The 16,317-nt window shown below is 65.6% G+C and carries 12 protein-coding genes; all 12 read right to left on the reverse strand.

Annotation, left to right across the window (positions count from 1 at the left end):
• Positions 1-3: 3 nt before the first annotated feature.
• The gene (locus ACP7DD_RS12680; protein ID WP_426175171.1) at positions 4-807 is read right to left on the reverse strand and encodes a M16 family metallopeptidase; all 804 of its coding nucleotides are present in this window, start codon (positions 805-807) and stop codon (positions 4-6) included.
• 52 nt (positions 808-859) lie between these two features.
• A complete protein-coding gene (locus ACP7DD_RS12685) occupies positions 860-2,446 on the reverse strand; it encodes a tetratricopeptide repeat protein (protein WP_426175172.1) in 1,587 nt (528 codons plus the stop codon).
• A 12-nt stretch (positions 2,447-2,458) separates the two neighbouring features.
• Positions 2,459-4,726, reverse strand: coding sequence for a putative bifunctional diguanylate cyclase/phosphodiesterase (locus ACP7DD_RS12690; protein WP_426175173.1), 2,268 nt, complete (start codon positions 4,724-4,726; stop codon positions 2,459-2,461).
• A 7-nt stretch (positions 4,727-4,733) separates the two neighbouring features.
• Positions 4,734-6,821, reverse strand: coding sequence for an HDOD domain-containing protein (locus ACP7DD_RS12695; protein WP_426175174.1), 2,088 nt, complete (start codon positions 6,819-6,821; stop codon positions 4,734-4,736).
• A gap of 259 nt (positions 6,822-7,080) precedes the next feature.
• Positions 7,081-8,379 carry a multidrug effflux MFS transporter gene (locus ACP7DD_RS12700; protein WP_426175175.1) on the reverse strand — a complete coding sequence of 433 codons (1,299 nt, stop codon included), beginning with the start codon at positions 8,377-8,379 and terminating at the stop codon, positions 7,081-7,083.
• Positions 8,380-8,381: 2 nt separating this feature from the next.
• The gene (locus ACP7DD_RS12705; protein WP_426175176.1) at positions 8,382-9,584 is read right to left on the reverse strand and encodes a THUMP domain-containing class I SAM-dependent RNA methyltransferase; all 1,203 of its coding nucleotides are present in this window, start codon (positions 9,582-9,584) and stop codon (positions 8,382-8,384) included.
• Positions 9,585-9,664: 80 nt separating this feature from the next.
• A complete protein-coding gene (locus tag ACP7DD_RS12710) occupies positions 9,665-10,270 on the reverse strand; it encodes a 2-hydroxychromene-2-carboxylate isomerase (protein WP_426175177.1) in 606 nt (201 codons plus the stop codon).
• 10 nt (positions 10,271-10,280) lie between these two features.
• Entirely contained in the window at positions 10,281-10,691 is a 411-nt protein-coding gene (locus ACP7DD_RS12715) for a CopD family protein (RefSeq protein ID WP_426175178.1), read from the reverse strand.
• A gap of 15 nt (positions 10,692-10,706) precedes the next feature.
• Entirely contained in the window at positions 10,707-11,978 is a 1,272-nt protein-coding gene (locus ACP7DD_RS12720; RefSeq protein WP_426175179.1) for a glutamate-5-semialdehyde dehydrogenase, read from the reverse strand.
• Between the two features lie 32 nt (positions 11,979-12,010).
• Positions 12,011-13,024: a DNA polymerase III subunit delta gene (gene holA / locus ACP7DD_RS12725; protein WP_426175180.1), complete on the reverse strand. Its 1,014-nt coding sequence runs from the start codon at positions 13,022-13,024 to the stop codon at positions 12,011-12,013.
• A gap of 9 nt (positions 13,025-13,033) precedes the next feature.
• Positions 13,034-13,549, reverse strand: a complete 516-nt coding sequence (lptE, locus tag ACP7DD_RS12730) for an LPS assembly lipoprotein LptE (RefSeq protein WP_426175181.1) — start codon at positions 13,547-13,549, stop codon at positions 13,034-13,036.
• Positions 13,550-13,552: 3 nt separating this feature from the next.
• Positions 13,553-16,192, reverse strand: coding sequence for a leucine--tRNA ligase (gene leuS / locus ACP7DD_RS12735; protein WP_426175182.1), 2,640 nt, complete (start codon positions 16,190-16,192; stop codon positions 13,553-13,555).
• Positions 16,193-16,317: the final 125 nt, after the last annotated feature.

The following is a 16,317-nucleotide window of genomic DNA, read 5'->3' on the forward strand; positions in this document are numbered from 1 at the left end:
TCTTTACTGTATGTTTATACAGTATCTTACACCAACGACGGCGGGGCGGCGCCCCGTTGACAACAAGATTAGCGGGTCAAGCGATTGCCTTCGGCGTCGAGCACGATGACGTCGCCCCAGCCGAGCGAACGCACGCCTTTTTCGATCTTGCGCAGGTCGCCGATCACCAGCCAGGTGACGTCGTCGGAACGGATGAACTTGCGCGAGGCCGCCGCCAGCTGCGGCGCCGATCGTCGACCACGAATACGGGTACATCTTGGCGCTCACTTCATTGCGCACGCGCTCGTAAGGCTGGTTCTCGCCCTGGCGTTTTTCGTTGTGCACCACGCCGCGCTCGCGCTCGAGCATTTCCTTCGAAATGTAGTTGGCCAAAAAGCCCATGCGATCCGACTCGAGGAACAAGGTGCGCTCGAGCGCCGACACCGGTACGTCTTCGAAGAAGTTGGTGCGGTCGGTATTCGTGGTGCCGTTGCGGTTGTTGGCGCCAAGGTCGTCCATCGCTTCGCGAAAACCATGCGGATAATTTTCCGAGCCGTTGAAGAAGAAGTGCTCGAACAGGTGGGCGAAGCCGGTCTTGCCGCGCTTTTCGTTGCGTGAACCGACGTGGTACCACATGTCGACGGCCACTACCGGCGCGTTGTGGTCCTCGTGCACCAGCAAGGTCAGGCCGTTCGGCAGCACGAACTTGTTGTGGGCGATGGTGTAGGCGGCGCGGTCGAACGGCGCCTGGTTGCTGTGCAACGGGGCGGCGGCACGCGCGGCCACCGAAAAGCCCAAGGCGAGGGAAATCAGGACCCTGATTTTCATGTTTTGCATAATCAGGGAGGGACAACGAGATCGAGATTGGTCGTGCAGCGACTCAGGCCGCGCGCTGTTCCTCGGACAGGCGCTCGAACTGGGCGCGCTGCGCCGCATCCATGCGCGCGGCGGCCTGCCTGGCGTAGCGGCAGGCCGCCTCGACGCCGGCCTGCGCGGCGCGCTGCAGCCACAGCGCCGCCGTCAGCGCATCGGGGGCGGCGCCCTGGCCGCTCAAGTACATCAACCCGAGGTTGAACTGGGCGCGCGCGTGGCCCTGGCGGGCGGCGCTCTCGTACCAGAACAGGGCCGCCTGGTAATCGCGCGGCACGCCCTGGCCGCAGTCGTGACGCAGCGCCAGCGCGAACTGGGCCTGGGCGTGGCCGCGGTCGGCCGCCTTCAGGTACCAGCCGTACGCCTGGCCGGCATCGGCCACCAGGTCGCCTTCGTCGAACATGACGCCGACCTTGTACTGGGCGGCGACGTAATCCTGTTCGGCCGCGCGCAGGTACCAGGCCATCGCGGCGGCGTAATCCTGCGCCACGCCGATGCCGCTTTCAAAGCGCAGCGCGAGGTCGAACTGGGCGCGCAGGTGGCCCTGTTCGGCCGCCTTGCGATACCACTCGACCGCCTGCGCCGGGTCCGCTTCAATGCCGTAGCCGCCGTCGACCAGCTGCGCGAGGTGATACTGGGCGCTGGCGAAGCCTTGCAGCGCCGCCTTGCGGTACCACTCGGCGGCCAGCGCGTAATCCTGGTCGACGCCCTGGCCGAATTCGTGGCGCAGGCCGATGTTGTCCTGCGCGCCGGCGTGCCCCTGGCCGGCGGCCTTGCGAAACCAGCCGAGCGCCTGCGCCTCGTCGCGCACCACGCCCTGGCCGTTGTCGTAGATGAGGCCCAGGTTGAACTGCGAACTGGCGTGACCCTGCTCGGCGGCGCGGCGGTACCAGCCGACCGCCTTCTGGCTGTCGGCGGCGACGTCCTGGCCGTTTTCGTAGCGCAGCGCCAGGTTGAACTGGGCCGGTGCGTGGCCCTGCTCGGCGGCCTTGCGAAACCACGACAGCGCCTGCACCGGATCGTGCTGCACGCCCTGGCCGTTAGCGTAGCGCAGCCCCAGATTGAACTGGGCGCGCGCGTAGCCCTGCTCGGCGGCGCGGCGGTACCAGACGATCGCCTGGCGGAAGTCCTGCGGCACGCCCTTGCCGCTTTCGTACATCATGCCGAGGTTGTTCTGGGCGCCGGGATCGCCCTGCTCGGCGGCCTGGCTGAACCAGTACATCGCGCGGTGCACGTCCTGCGCCACGCCCTGGCCTTTGGCGAACAGCCAGCCGAGGTTGTACTGGGCGGCGGCGTAGCCCTGTTCGGCGGCGCGCTGGTACCAGTACACGGCCTGCTGGTAGTCCTGGCCGACGCCCTGGCCCTTCTGGTACATCACGCCGAGGTTGTACTGGGCCTGTTCCAGGCCGGCGGTGGCGGCCATGCGGTACCAGGCCACCGCCATCTCGTAATTCTGCGCGACGCCCTGGCCGTTGACGTACATGAAGCCCAGGCTGTGCTGGGCGTTGGCGACACCGCGCTCGGCCAGTGCCTTGACGCGCAAAAATTCAGCCGTATGGGCCGCTGGTGCGCGCGCGGAGACCGGTTGCGGTTGCATGGCGCCTCGCTATCAGGCGCGCAGCACGCGCGCGTCTGGCGCGCCGTCGGCGGCGTCCTGCTCGCGCAGCAGGCCGATGAAGGAGGACAGCGCGATTGGGCGGTGGTACAGGTAGCCCTGCATCGTCAGGCAGCCGTTCGACTTCAGGTAGCGCGCCTGGACGTCGGTCTCGACGCCTTCGGCGATCAGGTGCAGGCCGAGGCCGCGCGCGATCGAAATGATCGCCAGGATCACCGGATAGTGGCCGTGCTCGTCGTGGATCTCCTTGACGAACGACTGGTCTATCTTGATGGTGTGGATCGGGAAGCGGTGCAGGTACGACAGCGACGAGTAACCGGTGCCGAAGTCGTCGATCGCTACCGACACGCCGAGCTGGCACAGTTTATTGAGCTGGTCGATCGCGTACTGCGGATTGCGGATGCAGATGTTCTCGGTGATCTCGACTTCGATCTGGGCCGGCGAAATCCCGTAGCGCACCAGCGCGCCGCGCATCTTCTCGAAGAAGTCGCCGCGGTCGAGGTATTGCGGCGACAGGTTCAGCGACAATCGGATCGATTCGCTGCCCAGCGCGTTCCACTGCAACATGTCGCGGCACAGCGCGCCGATCATCCAGTCGGAGATCGGCAGCATCAGGCCGTTGTCTTCGGCGAACGGCAGGAACTCGCCGGCGGTCAGGAGGCCGCGCTGCGGATGGTTCCAGCGCATCAGGCCTTCGGCGCCGATGATGCGGCCGGTGATGACGTCCATCTGCGGCTGGTAGTACATCTCCAGCTCGTTCTGCTCGAGCGCCTTGCGCAGGCTCTGCTCGAGCGCGATCTTCTGGTGCGACACGTCGAGCATCGAGTTGTGATAGAAGCTGTGGCCGTTCTTGCCGAGCGCCTTGACCTGGTACATGGCGATGTCGGCGTGGCGCAGCAGCTCGTCGATCGACTCGCCGTCGCCCGGGTAGATGGCGATGCCGATCGAGGCCGAGATGTGCACTTCGTGGCCATCGAGGTCGAACGGCTTGTGCAGGCATTCGAGGAATTTGTCGGCGATCAGCTTGGCGTCTTCACGGTCGCGCAGTTCGGGCAGCACGATGGTGAATTCGTCGCCGCCCTGGCGCGCCAGCGTGTCGCCGCGGCGCAGGCAGTCCTTCAGGCGCACCGACACCTGCTGCAGCAGCTCGTCGCCCTTGACGTGGCCGAGCGTGTCGTTGACCAGCTTGAAGCGATCGAGGTCGATGAACATCACGGCCAGCTCGGTGAGCTTGCGCTTGGCCTGGATCACGGCCAGGCCCAGGCGGTCCTTGAACAGCATCCGGTTCGGCAAATCGGTCAGGATGTCGTGGTAAGCCTGGTATGAGATGACTTCCTCGGCGCGCTTGCGGTCGGTGATGTCGCGCGCGACGCCGTAGGTGCCGAAGAACTCGAGCTTTTTCACTTCGTAGTCGGGCACGTGCATGCCGATCGAATTGAGCGAAATGGTCATCAAGGTGTTGTTGAAGGTGCGGTCCTGGCTGCCGCCGGCGTGGCACTTCAGGCGCAGTTCGACATTGCGCGAGGCGCGTTCGTCGACGCGGCGCTCGTTGAACACGTAGCGCGCGCGCTCGAGGTCTTCTTCGTGCACCAGGATCGAGTAGTGCTTGCCGATCAGGTCATCGCGGGCGAAGCCGAGCAGCTGGTAGGCGCGGTCGTTGACGAAGGTGAAGCGGCCCTCGTGGTTGAGCGTGTAGATGATGTCGGGCGAGCTGTCGACCAGGTAGCGGTACAGCTTTTCCGAGTCTTCCAGCTGCGAGGCGATGCGCAGGTTGGCCGACTCGAGGCGGCGCTGCTGCAGCGCGTTGGCGACCGTCTTGAGCAGCTCTTCGCGGCTGTAGGGCTTGCGCAGGTAATCGTAGGCGCCGCGCTTGAGGGCGCCGATGGCCGCGTCGATGCCCACTTCGCCGCTCATGACGATGACATCGGCTTCGATGCCCTTGTCGTTGATGAAGTCCATGATCTGGTGCCCGCTCATGTCGGGCAATCGCAGGTCGAGCAGTACCAGGTCGAAGCGCACGCGCGACAGGTGCGCCAGCGCTTCGCTGCCGCACGAGGCGGTCACCAGGTGATAGTCGCGCTCGCGCAGCAGCTCGTACAGCGACGACAGCAGGCGCGGTTCGTCGTCGACGAGCAGGATGCGCGGCAGGTTTTCGGGATCGATCTGATGCGCCAGGTTGGGCGGGTTGACGGGCGCATCGGCGGGGGTACCGTCGTCGGCCGGATTGATGGCCAGGGCTGCGCTGAAAGCTGTCGCGTTCATTATCACCTTATACGGAGTCCATTGCGCGCGGCTGGACGCCGGCGACCATGCTGGCGCCACTACGGGCCGGCAGCAGGATTTCAAATGTGGTGCCGGCGCGGCCACTACGACAGGCAATCATGCCGCCCATCTTCTTGACCAGGCCGTGCACGATCGACAGGCCGAGGCCATGGTGGGCGCCGTCCTTGGTGCTGCGCACCGCCGAGAACAGATTGGCCAGCACGTCGGCCGACAGGCCGGGGCCGTTGTCGCTGACCACCAGCTCGACGTACAGCGTGCGGTCGCGGTTGACGTGGCCGCGGTTGGCGATTTCGATGCGGCCGCTGGCGCCGAGCGCCTCGACGGCGTTCTTGACCAGGTTGACCAGGATCTGCTTGAGGATGTCGGCATCGCCGTCGATCTCGCCGGCGTCGGCAGGCATGTTGACGACGATCTGCACGCCGGCCGGGACGAACTCGGTGGCGCGGAACAAGCGCAGCACATCGTCGACGACGCGGGCGACGCTGGTGGCGCGGCTCGACTCGGTCGGCTGCAGGTCGGCCAGGCCGTTGATCAACTGGCCGACGCGGTCAATCTCTTCGTTCAGGATCGACATCTCGCCGACCACCGGCTCGCGCTTGGCCAGCTTGGCGTCAAGGACGGACAGGTAGTTCTTGATGATCGACAGCGGGTTGTTTACTTCGTGCACCACGCGGCGCGACGCTTCGCGGTATTCCTCGGCCACGTGGGCCAACTGGCGGTGCGCCTGGCCGCGCTCGGACAGCGCCGCTTCGAGCGCGCCGGCCGCCTGCGCGCCGAACGCCTGCATGAAGCGCTCGCGCTTCTGGCAGTGCGGCACCTGCCACGCGGCCAGCCCGCCGATCATCACGCCGAGGCAGCGCCCGCCCGACACCAGCGGCAGGCACACCAGGCTGTCGGTGCCGAGCATGCGGAACAGCTGTTCTTCGGCCAGTCCGAGCGAGTCGGCGTCGCGCGTGACGAAGGCGAGTTTACGCGCCAGCGCCGCTTCGGCGACGACGCCGCCGCGTGTGAGAGGAATGGAAAACTCGGCGATGCGCTGCTGCTCGCCGGTGGGCATGCCGACCAGCGCATGGCCGGTCGGGTTTTCCAGCAGGATGACGGTGTTGTCGAAGTCGAACAGGATGCGCGCCGAGCGCGTCATCGATTCAAGCAGGCCGTCCTGGCCCTGCTGGCGGGCGAAGCTCTGGCCCACTTCCGACACCAGCACCAGGTTGCGCACTTCGTCGGACAGGCGCTGGCGTACCGGGTCGAGCATGGCCGGCGCGTACGCCGGCGGGGCCGGGATATCGTCGGCGCCGGACAGGTCGATGCCGAGGTGGGCGGCCGACTTGCCGACCTGGCGCACGGCGGCGGCGCCGATCGCGTCGACCGCGTCCTGCTCAAGGCCGCACAGGCGCGCGGCGGCGGCGATGGCCTCGTCGTCGGGCTGGTGGGTCGACATCAGGTGCGCCAGGCGGACGATGCGGATCAAAGGATGGGCCGACTGCAATCGCTCGCTCGGCTCGTGGTGGTACAGCACCGAGTCGGCCAGGAAGGAATCGAGATGCCAGCGTTCGATCAGCCAGGCGCCCGCTTCGGCGTGGGTGATCTGCAAGGTGCGCTGTTCGACGGCGCACAGGTCTTCGTCGTCGCGCGCGGTGAAGTTGAAGGCGTATTCTTTCGGCGCGGTGGCCAGCAGCGCCAGGCGCCCGACGTTGTGCAGCAGGCCGGCGAGGTAGGCCTCTTCCGGGTGGCCGTATTCCATGCGCTGCGCCAAGTCGCGCGCGATGACGGCGGCGCTGAGCGAATTTTTCCAGAAGGCGCGCAAGTCGATGCTGCCGGAATGGGGGAAGTTGTTAAAGGTCTGGAATACCGATTCGCTGATCACGATCGTCTTGATCATGTCGGTGCCAAGCGCGATCAAGGACGGCTCGAGGGCGACCGCGCGGGTGGCGCGATGGTAGGCAGAGCTGTTGGCGACGGCGAGGATCTTGCTGGTCATGCCGGCGTCGCTGGAGATCAGCGCGGCCAGTTCGGGCATGCCAAGGTCGTCGGCCTGCAAGTGCTCGATCAACTTGATGAGTATCTGCGGCATTGCCGGCAGACGGGCAATCAGCAGTCGATTGCGAATATCATGGTCTGATTGATGCATTGTCTCAGGCACAGCCGCCAATGTCGAAGGTTTGCAAGTGGCGCTCAACGGGGAAGCGGCCACGACGTTTTTTGTTTTAAGCCACGGACAAGGCAGTGTTCGGGGCTCTGTTCAACTATTTACTACTATGATCTTAGCATATATACACGAAATTTCTCACTGGGAATAATAATTTCCAGAAAAATGTTCACATTTACCACGGTTACGGTGACGTGCTTTCGTCCACCGCCTGGGCCGAGATCATGCGCCGGTATTGCCTTGACGTCAACCATAAGGCCAGCGCCACCAGCACGAAGCCGAGCTGGCCGAGGGCCAGCCACAGCACCGAGTGCGACAGGAACGGCGCGATGACGCCGGCCACCACCGCGCCGAGCAGTGTCATGGCGAACGACTGGCACGACGCGACGGTGCCGCGGATGTGCGGGAACAGGTCGAGCGTGAGCAAGGTGGCGACGGGCGCGACCACCGACATGCCGAAGGTGTAGAAAAACATCGGCAGCACCGAGTACGGCAGGCTTGGCGCAAACGCCAGGTGATAGCCGACGTTGCAGATCGCCGCCACCAGCATGAAGCAAAAGCCGACGCCGATCTGGCGTCCGAACGTGATGCGCCCGGCGAGCCGGTTGGCCGCCAGCGCGCCGAGGAAGATGCCCGACACGCTAGGCACGAACAGCCACGCGAATTCGTCGGGGCCCAGGTGCAGGTGCACCGGCAGCATCACCGGCGCGGCAGTGATGAACAGGAACAGGCCGGCGAAATTGCAGGCGACGATGCCCGACTTCATGTGAAAAAGCGGCGAACGGAAGATGGCGCCGTAGTTGGCGGCCAGGTAGCTGGGATTGAACGGCTGGCGGTGCTCGCGCGCGAGCGTCTCGGGCAGGTAGCGCCAGCACACCACGAACAGCACCACCGTATAGGCCAGCAGGAACAGGAAGATGGTGCGCCAGTCGAACAGCTTGACGATCCAGCCGCCCAGCACCGGCGCGATGGCCGGAGCGATCGAAAAGATCATCGTCACCATCGACAGCAGGCGCGCCGCCGGCGCCCCCGCATACAAATCGCGGATGATGGCGCGCCCGACCACGGTGCCGGCGCCGGCCGACACGCCCTGCAGGATGCGGAATATCCACAGGTAGTGCACCGAATGGGAGGCGGCGCAGCCGAAGGTGCCGATGGCGAACACCACCAGCGACACGAGCACGATGTTGCGGCGCCCGAAGGCGTCCGACAGCGCGCCGTGCCACAGCACCATGCCGGCGAAGGCGAGCATGTAGGCCGTCAGCGTCTGCTGCACTTCGATCGCGCTGGCGCCAAGTTCGGCCTGGATGTTTGGGAAAGCCGGCAAGTAGGCGTCGATCGAAAAAGGCCCCAGCATCGACAGCGAGGCAAGCAGCGCCGCCAGCGCCCCGGAACCGAGCAGCGCGATGCGGTGCACCGGCGGCAGCGGCACCGGCACCACCGGATCCGGCGGCACGTTCGGCGGCGGCTGTTGCGGGAACATCGTCAGACCTGCTTCGGCTTGGCTTCTTCGCGGCGGTTATAGCCGGCGACCATGTCGAAGCGGAACAGGCGGCATTCGAGCGCGCCATTGAAGAACGGCGTCTTGCGCGCTTCCTTCAGGCGCAGCAGCTTCGGCAGCGACAGGTCGGCGGTAAACAGCAACACGGTCCAGCCGGCGAAGCGCTGCTTGAGCGTGGTGCCGAGCGCCGCGTAGAACGACACGCTCATCTGGTCGGCCGGCATGGTGCTGTCGCCGCGCACGCCGATTCGCTCGCCGTACGGCGGATTGGTCAGCAGGATGCCCGGCTGCTCGGTCGGCGGCTTGACTTCCTGCGCTTCGATCTGCTTGAGCGGGACGTCGAACATGATGCCGGCGATTCTCAGGTTATGCCGCGTCATCTCGATCATGTCGCCGGAGATGTCGCTGCCGAAAATGGTCGGTTCCGCCGGCAGCGCGTTCGGCTTGATCGCCGCCTTCATCGCCTGCCACGGGGCGGCGACGAAGCTGTTGAATTTTTCGAAGGCGAAGCTGCGCCGCGCGCCAGGCGCAATCCCCTGCAGCATCTGGGCCGCTTCGATCAGGATGGTGCCGGAGCCGCACATCGGGTCGAACAGCACGGTGCCCGGCTTCCAGCCCGACACACGCAGCATGCCGGCGGCGAGGTTCTCGCGCAGCGGCGCGTCGCCGGTCTCCTCGCGCCAGCCGCGCTTGAACAGCGCCTCGCCCGAGGTATCGAGATAGATGGTGAAGTTGCGGTTGTCGAGAAAGCCGACGATGCGCACGTCCGGTTCGGCCGTGTTGACCGACGGGCGCTTGCCGACCAGGTCGCGGAAGCGGTCGCAGACGGCGTCCTTGATCTTGAGGGTGGTGAATTCGAGGCTGCGCAGCGGCGACTTGATGGCGGTGACGTCGACGCGGATCGTGTGGTCGACGCCGAACCAGTCTTCCCACGGCTGCGCCAGCACCAGGTCGTAGATGTCGTTCTCGTTGGCGTAGCTGGAGTGGGCCATGCGCATCAGCACGCGCGAGGCGATGCGCGAGTGCAGGTTGATCAGGTACGAGTCGAGCAGGTGGCCGGAGCAGTGCACGCCGCCGGGGACCTGGTTGTGCACCTTCATGGTGGTGCTTTGCAGCGCGATTTCGCCGAGTTCTTCGGCCAGCGCCGCTTCCATGCCGCGCGGGCAAGGACAGAAAAATGAAGCCATGGGTGTACCCTTTATCCGTTAAACAATGAATCAATGGACAGGCGCCTCCGCCCATCCTGGTGTGCTGCGTTTTACCGTTATTACGATTTGGCGAGCGCGCGTTCGACGAAGTCGAGACGGTCCTGGCCCCAGAAACTTTCGCCATCGACGACGTACCAAGGCGCGCCGAACACGCTGGCGGCCATCGCTTCGTCGGTGTTGCGGTCGTACTGTTCCTGCACGCCGGCCGTTTGCGACGACTTGACCAGCATGCGCCCGTCGAAGCCGCACATGGTGGCAATGTGCGCCAGCGCGTCCTGGTCGGAGATGTTCTTGTCTTCGGCCCACAGCGCGCGCATGATGGCGCCGGCCACTTGCAGCGCGGCGTCGCCGCCCAGGCTGGTGCGGGCGGCGATGATCAGCTTTGCCGCTGCGTCGGCCGGCACCGGGAAGAAGGCCGGCTGCGGCTTGAGCGGCACCTGCAGAAACTCGGACCAGCGCGCCAGCTCGGCCAGGCGGTAAGCCTGGCGCTGCGGCGAGCGCTTGGCCAACGGCAGGCCGCCGGACACGCCGAACACCTTGCCGAGATCGAAAGGCTTGAGCTCGACCTGGGCGCCGGCCGCCTTGGCCAGGTCGACCAAGCGCTGGTGGCCGAGGTAGGTCCAGGGAGAGTTCGGGGCCAGATAATACTGGATGGTCTTGCTCATCGCAGCTCCGTCAGAAAGGTTTGACGACGACGAGGATCGTGATCGCCACCAGCAGCAGTACCGGCACCTCGTTGAACCAGCGGTACCAGGTGTGCGCACGGCGATTGGCGCCGTTCTCGAACTTCCGAAGCAGCGAGCCGCATGCATGATGATAGCCGATCGCCAGGATCACCAGCGCCAGCTTGGCATGCAGCCAGCCTCCCTTGAAGCCGTAGCCGAGCCACAGCCAGGCGCCCAGCACGACGGCCGGAATCATCAGCATCGAGGTGAAGCGGTACAGCTTGCGCGCCATCAGCAGCAGGCGCGCGGTGGCGACCGTTTCGGTCTCCTGCGCCAGGTTGACGAAGATGCGCGGCAGGTACAACAGGCCGGCAAACCACGAGGCGACGAAGACGATGTGAAACGCTTTAATCCAGAGCATAGGGTTCCAGGTTGATTAACTACGTACTTCGCCGTGGCCGAAGACGATGTACTTGAGCGACGTCAGGCCTTCGAGGCCGACCGGGCCGCGCGCGTGCAGCTTGTCGTTGGAAATGCCGATCTCGGCGCCAAGGCCGTATTCGAAGCCGTCGGCAAAGCGCGTCGACGCGTTCACCATCACCGACGCCGAATCGACTTCGCGCAGAAAGCGCAGCGCGTCGCTGTAGTCTTCGGTGATGATCGCGTCGGTGTGGTGCGACGACCAGGTGTTGATATGCTCGATCGCCTCGTCGATGCCGGCCACCACCTTGACCGCCAGGATCGGCGCCAGGTATTCGGTGCTCCAGTCTTCCTCGAGCGCGGCGGCCAGGTGCGGATATTCGGCTGCGGCCAGCAGCGCGAACGCTTCCGGGTCGGCGCGCAGCTCGACCTGCTTTTCCAGGTACAGCGCGGCCAGCCGCGGCAGCACGGCGGCGGCGATGGCGCGGTCGACCAGCAGCGTCTCCATCGTGTTGCAGGTGCCGTAGCGGTGACACTTGGCGTTGAACGCGATCGGCAGGGCCTTGGCGATATCGGCCTTGGCGTCGATGTAGACGTGACAGATGCCGTCGAGGTGCTTGATCATCGGCACCGTGCTTTCCTTCATCAGGCGCGCGATCAGGCCCTTGCCGCCGCGCGGCACGATGACGTCGACATGCTGCGGCATGGTGATCAGGGCGCCGACGGCGGCGCGGTCGATGGTGTCGACGATCTGCACGCCGTGAGCCGGCAGGCCGGCGCCGGCCAGGCCCTCGGCGACGATGGCCGCCAGCGCGCGGTTGCAGTTGATCGCTTCGGAGCCGCCGCGCAGGATGGTGGCGTTGCCGCTCTTGATGCACAGGCCGGCGGCATCGACGGTGACGTTGGGGCGCGCTTCGTAGATGATGCCGATGACGCCGAGCGGCACACGCATCTGGCCGACCTGGATGCCGCTGGGGCGAAACTTCATGTTGGAGATTTCGCCGATCGGGTCGGGCAGCGCGACCATCTGGCGCAGGCCTTCGACCATGGCGGCAATGGCCGCGTCGGACAGCTCGAGGCGCTCGACCATGGCCGGCGCCAGGCCGGCGGCGCGCGCGGCATCGAGGTCGAGCTGGTTGGCCGCGCGCAGCAGCGCGCTGTCGCGATTGACCGCATCGGCGATCAGCAGCAGCGCGCGGTTGCGGGCGGCGCTGTCGGCGCGCGCCATCGCGCGCGATGCGGCGCGGGCCTGGCGGCCTACCTGTTCCATATAGTCGGGGATGTTCATCGTTGTGCTCTTTAGTGTTAATAGCGACATGCCTAGCGCGCCACCTTCAGCGCCAGCTGCAGCATCGCGTCCCAGGCGTCGCCGGCGAATGCCTTGGCGCGCAGTCCCTTGATCATCTTGTCGACCTGCGCGGCGTCCTGCAGCGCCTGTTCCAGCGTGGCCAGCGACACGCGCCGCAGCGCCGGCTCCATCATGCGCTCCTTCGGCCCCCAGATGCGGTATTCCTTCAGCAGCGCGCCGAGCGGGCGGCCCTGCGCCATCGCCGCCTTCAGCTTGAGCAGCGTGCGGATTTCATCGGCCACCGCCCACAGCACCAGCGGCAACGCCTCGCCCTCGCCCTTCAGGCCTTCGAGCATGCGCACCAGGCGCGCCGCGTCGCCGGCCAGCATCGCCTCGGACAGCTTGAAGACGTCGTAGCGGGCGACGTTGAGAACGGCGTCGTGGACCTGTTCGAACGTCAGCTTGCCCGGCTCGTGCAGCAGGCCGAGTTTCTGGATTTCCTGGTGCGCCGCCAGCAGGTTGCCTTCGACACGCTCGGCAATGAAGTCGAGGCCCTGGCGGTCGACGCTCTGGCCCTGGCTGGCCAGCCGGGTGCCGATCCAGCCCGGCAGCGCGGCTCGCTCGACGATCGGGATCTCGATGTACACCGCGGCCTGCTGCAAGGCGCCGACCCAGGCCGCCTTGGCGGTCTGCCAGTCCAGCTTGGGCAAGGTGATCAGGGTCAGGTTGTCGGGACTGAGGCTCTTGGCGTAGCTTTGCAGCGCGGCGCCGCCATCCTTGCCAGGTTTACCGGTGGGGATGCGCAGCTCGATCAGCTTCTTGTCGCCGAACAGCGACATCTCGTTGTTGGCGGCGAGCAGTTCGCCCCACTTGAAGGTGCGCTCGACGGTGAGCACGTCGCGCTCCGAATAGCCGTTGGCGCGCGCGGCGCGGCGGATCTTGTCGGCCGCTTCCAGCGCCAGCAGGTGCTCGTCGCTGCTGATCACGTACAGCGGCGCGACCGCCTTGGCCAGGTGTGCTTCGAGTCCGTCAACGCGCAGTTGCATCGGCAATCCTTACGCGCGCTTGATGGCCGCGAGGCGGCGCAGGATCTGCTGTACCAGGTCGGTCTGCATGTCGCGGTACAGCAGCGCTTCTTCCGATTCCTTGGCCAGCACCTGCGACTCGTTAAAGGCGATGCTGCGCTTGAGGGTGATCTCGGTGGGGCCGAGCAGTTCGGCGTCCTTGGCGTCGCGCACGCGAAACACCAGCGTGTAGGTCAGCAGGTATTCGCGCACGCGGCCCTGGCTGTTGAGCGACAGGATCGATTTGCCGCGCGTCTCGGACAGCACGTCGAGCCTGGCCTCGCCCTTGGCCGCGTCGTCGACGACGATGACGGCGTCGCCGCCGCGCAGGTTGCGGCGCAGCTCGATGCCGAGCGGCGAGGTGTCGGCAAAGCCGAGGTAGATGCTGTTGAACGGCATCTGGTACTGGCCGCTGGAGCCGCGCAGCTGGAAGCCGCAGGCGGATAACGCCACCGCCAGCAGCAGCACGGCGCCGGCGCGCAGGGAGATCGATCGCAGGGCGTTCATCGCTTACACCACGATGCTGATCAACTTGCCGGGAACGACGATCACCTTTTTCGGCGGCGTCTCGATGTACTTCTGCACCGCTTCGCAAGCGAGCGCCTGCGCTTCGATCGACGCCTTGTCGGCGCCTTTCGCCACCATGATCGAGCCGCGCAGCTTGCCGTTCACCTGGATCATCATCTCGATCTCGGCCTGTTCGAGCGCCTGCGGGTCGACCTGCGGCCACTGGGCGTTGAGGATGTCGCCATGGACCCTGGCGTAGCCCAGCTCTTCCCACAGCACATGGGTGATGTGCGGCGCGACCGGGTTGAGCACGCGCAGGAAGATCGACAGGCCTTCGGCGATCACCGCGTCAGACGCGGCGCCATCGGCCAGTTTGGCGGACTCCATCGTGTTGAGCATCTTCATGCAGGCAGAGACGACGGTGTTGTACTGGATGCGCTTGAGGTCATAGTCGGCCTGCTGCAGGATCTTGTGCAGTTCGCGGCGCAGGCTTTTTTGCGCGTCGTCGTAGCCATCCTTCGATGGACTTGCCAGTTCGGCGGCGATGCGCGGCGACTGGGCGCAAGCGAACGCCCACACGCGGCGCAGGAAGCGGCTGGCGCCTTCGACACCGCTGTCGGACCACTCGAGCGTCTGTTCCGGCGGCGACGCGAACATGGTGAACAGGCGCGCGGTGTCGGCGCCGTACTGGCCGATCTGCGCCTGCGGGTCGATGCCGTTGTTCTTCGACTTCGACATCTTTTCGGTGCCGCCGATTTCGACTTTCCGGCCGTCCGACTTGAGCAGCGCGCCGCGCGGGCGGCCCTTGTCGTCCAGATCGAGATCGATGTCGGCCGGGTTGAACCAGGTCTTCTTGCCGGCGTCGTCTTCGCGGTAGTACGTCTCGTTGAGGACCATGCCTTGCGTGAGCAGGTTGACGAACGGCTCATCGAACTTGACCAGGTCCATGTCGCGCATCACCTTGGTCCAGAAGCGCGCGTACAGCAAGTGCATGACGGCGTGCTCGATGCCGCCGATGTACTGGTCCATCGGCATCCAGTAGTCGTTGCGCGCGTCGACCATGCCGGTCGCGCCGGGCGAGGTATAGCGCATGTAGTACCACGACGAGTCGACGAAGGTGTCCATCGTGTCGGTCTCGCGGCGCGCCGGCTTGCCGCACTGCGGGCATTCGCACTTGAGGAAGGCTTCGTCCTTGTTCAGCGGGTTGCCGCTGCCGTCAGGGACCAGGTGCTCGGGCAGCACCACCGGCAGGTCTTTTTCAGGCACCGGCACGACGCCGCAATCGGCGCAGTGGATCATCGGGATCGGCGTGCCCCAGTAGCGCTGGCGCGAGATGCCCCAGTCGCGCAGGCGGAAGGTGGTCTTCTTTTCGCCCAGGCCCTGCACGGCCAGGTCGCCGGCGATGGCGTTGACAGCGGCGATGTAGTCGAGCCCATCGTACTTGCCCGAGTTGACCAGCACGCCGCGCTCCTTGTCGCCGTACCAGTCCTGCCAGCCGGCCAGCGAAAACTGCTGGCCTTCGACGGCGACGACCTGGGTGATCGGCAGCCGGTACTTGGTGGCGAAGGCGAAGTCGCGCTCGTCGTGCGCCGGCACGCCCATGACGGCGCCGTCGCCGTAGGTGATCAATACGTAGTTGCCGACCCAGACTTCGACCTGGTCGCCGGTCAGCGGATGGGTGACGAACAGGCCCGTCGGCATGCCCTTCTTCTCCATCGTCGCCATGTCCGCTTCGATCACGCTGCCCAGTTTGCACTCGGCGATGAAGGCGGCCAGCTCCGGGTTGGTCTGCGCGGCGTGCGCGGCCAGCGCGTGTTCCGGCGCGACGGCGCAGAAGGTCACGCCCATGATGGTGTCGGCGCGGGTGGTGAAGACGTGCATCTTGCCGCCGCCGATCAGTTCACCGCCGGCGTCCGAGATCGTGTGCGGGAAGGCGAAGCGCACGCCGGTCGACTTGCCGATCCAGTTGGCCTGCATCACGCGCACGCGCTCGGGCCAGCCCGGCAGCTTGTTGTCGACGTAGTCGAGCAGCTCGTCGGCGTAGTCGGTGATGCGTGCGTAGTACATCGGGATCTCGCGCTTTTCGATCGGTGCGCCCGAGCGCCAGCCGCGGCCGTCGACGACCTGCTCGTTGGCCAGCACGGTCTGGTCGATCGGGTCCCAGTTGACGGTGCCGGTCTTCTTGTAGATGATGCCCTTTTCGAGCATCTTGAGGAACATCCACTGGTTCCACTTGTAGTATTCCGGCTTGCAGGCGGTCATCTCGCGCGACCAGTCGATCGCCAGGCCCATCGATTCCATCTGCTCGCGCATGTGGGCGATGTTGGCGTAGGTCCACTGCGCCGGCGGCACGTTGTTGGCCATCGCGGCGTTTTCGGCCGGCATGCCGAACGCGTCCCAGCCCATCGGCATGAGCACGTTGTAGCCGTTCATGCGCAGGTAGCGGTACATCACGTCGTTGATCGTATAGTTGCGCACGTGTCCCATGTGCAGCTTGCCCGACGGGTAAGGCAGCATCGAGCAAGCGTAGTACTTGCCTTTCGGGAAACGCGGGTCGTTTTCTACCGCCTTGTAGGCATCGATCGCCTTCCAGTGCGATTGGGCGGCTTGTTCGACGTCGGCGGGACTATATTTATCTTGCATGATGATCAAAAGGCCAGGAAAGTGGAGTTGAACCGAACATTATACTGGTTCATGCTATTTCCGGCGGTGGCGGGGATGAGCCGAGGGCGAATACAGAGCCTCTGCGTCTGAACCATAACGCGTCA

This window comes from Massilia sp. TWR1-2-2, assembly GCF_049897565.1.
Taxonomy (GTDB): Bacteria; Pseudomonadota; Gammaproteobacteria; order Burkholderiales; family Burkholderiaceae_D; genus JAFCUW01.

Coding starts and splice junctions, on each gene's coding strand:
- ACP7DD_RS12690 (WP_426175173.1), bottom strand. CDS start 4,726: ATGAACGCGACAGCTTTCAGCGCAGCCCTGGCCATCAATCCGGCCGAC.
- ACP7DD_RS12715 (WP_426175178.1), bottom strand. CDS start 10,691: ATGCTCTGGATTAAAGCGTTTCACATCGTCTTCGTCGCCTCGTGGTTT.
- leuS (WP_426175182.1), bottom strand. CDS start 16,192: ATGCAAGATAAATATAGTCCCGCCGACGTCGAACAAGCCGCCCAATCG.
- ACP7DD_RS12720 (WP_426175179.1), bottom strand. CDS start 11,978: ATGAACATCCCCGACTATATGGAACAGGTAGGCCGCCAGGCCCGCGCC.
- holA (WP_426175180.1), bottom strand. CDS start 13,024: ATGCAACTGCGCGTTGACGGACTCGAAGCACACCTGGCCAAGGCGGTC.
- ACP7DD_RS12680 (WP_426175171.1), bottom strand. CDS start 807: ATGAAAATCAGGGTCCTGATTTCCCTCGCCTTGGGCTTTTCGGTGGCC.
- ACP7DD_RS12710 (WP_426175177.1), bottom strand. CDS start 10,270: ATGAGCAAGACCATCCAGTATTATCTGGCCCCGAACTCTCCCTGGACC.
- ACP7DD_RS12685 (WP_426175172.1), bottom strand. CDS start 2,446: ATGCAACCGCAACCGGTCTCCGCGCGCGCACCAGCGGCCCATACGGCT.
- ACP7DD_RS12705 (WP_426175176.1), bottom strand. CDS start 9,584: ATGGCTTCATTTTTCTGTCCTTGCCCGCGCGGCATGGAAGCGGCGCTG.
- ACP7DD_RS12695 (WP_426175174.1), bottom strand. CDS start 6,821: ATGCCGCAGATACTCATCAAGTTGATCGAGCACTTGCAGGCCGACGAC.
- lptE (WP_426175181.1), bottom strand. CDS start 13,549: ATGAACGCCCTGCGATCGATCTCCCTGCGCGCCGGCGCCGTGCTGCTG.
- ACP7DD_RS12700 (WP_426175175.1), bottom strand. CDS start 8,379: ATGTTCCCGCAACAGCCGCCGCCGAACGTGCCGCCGGATCCGGTGGTG.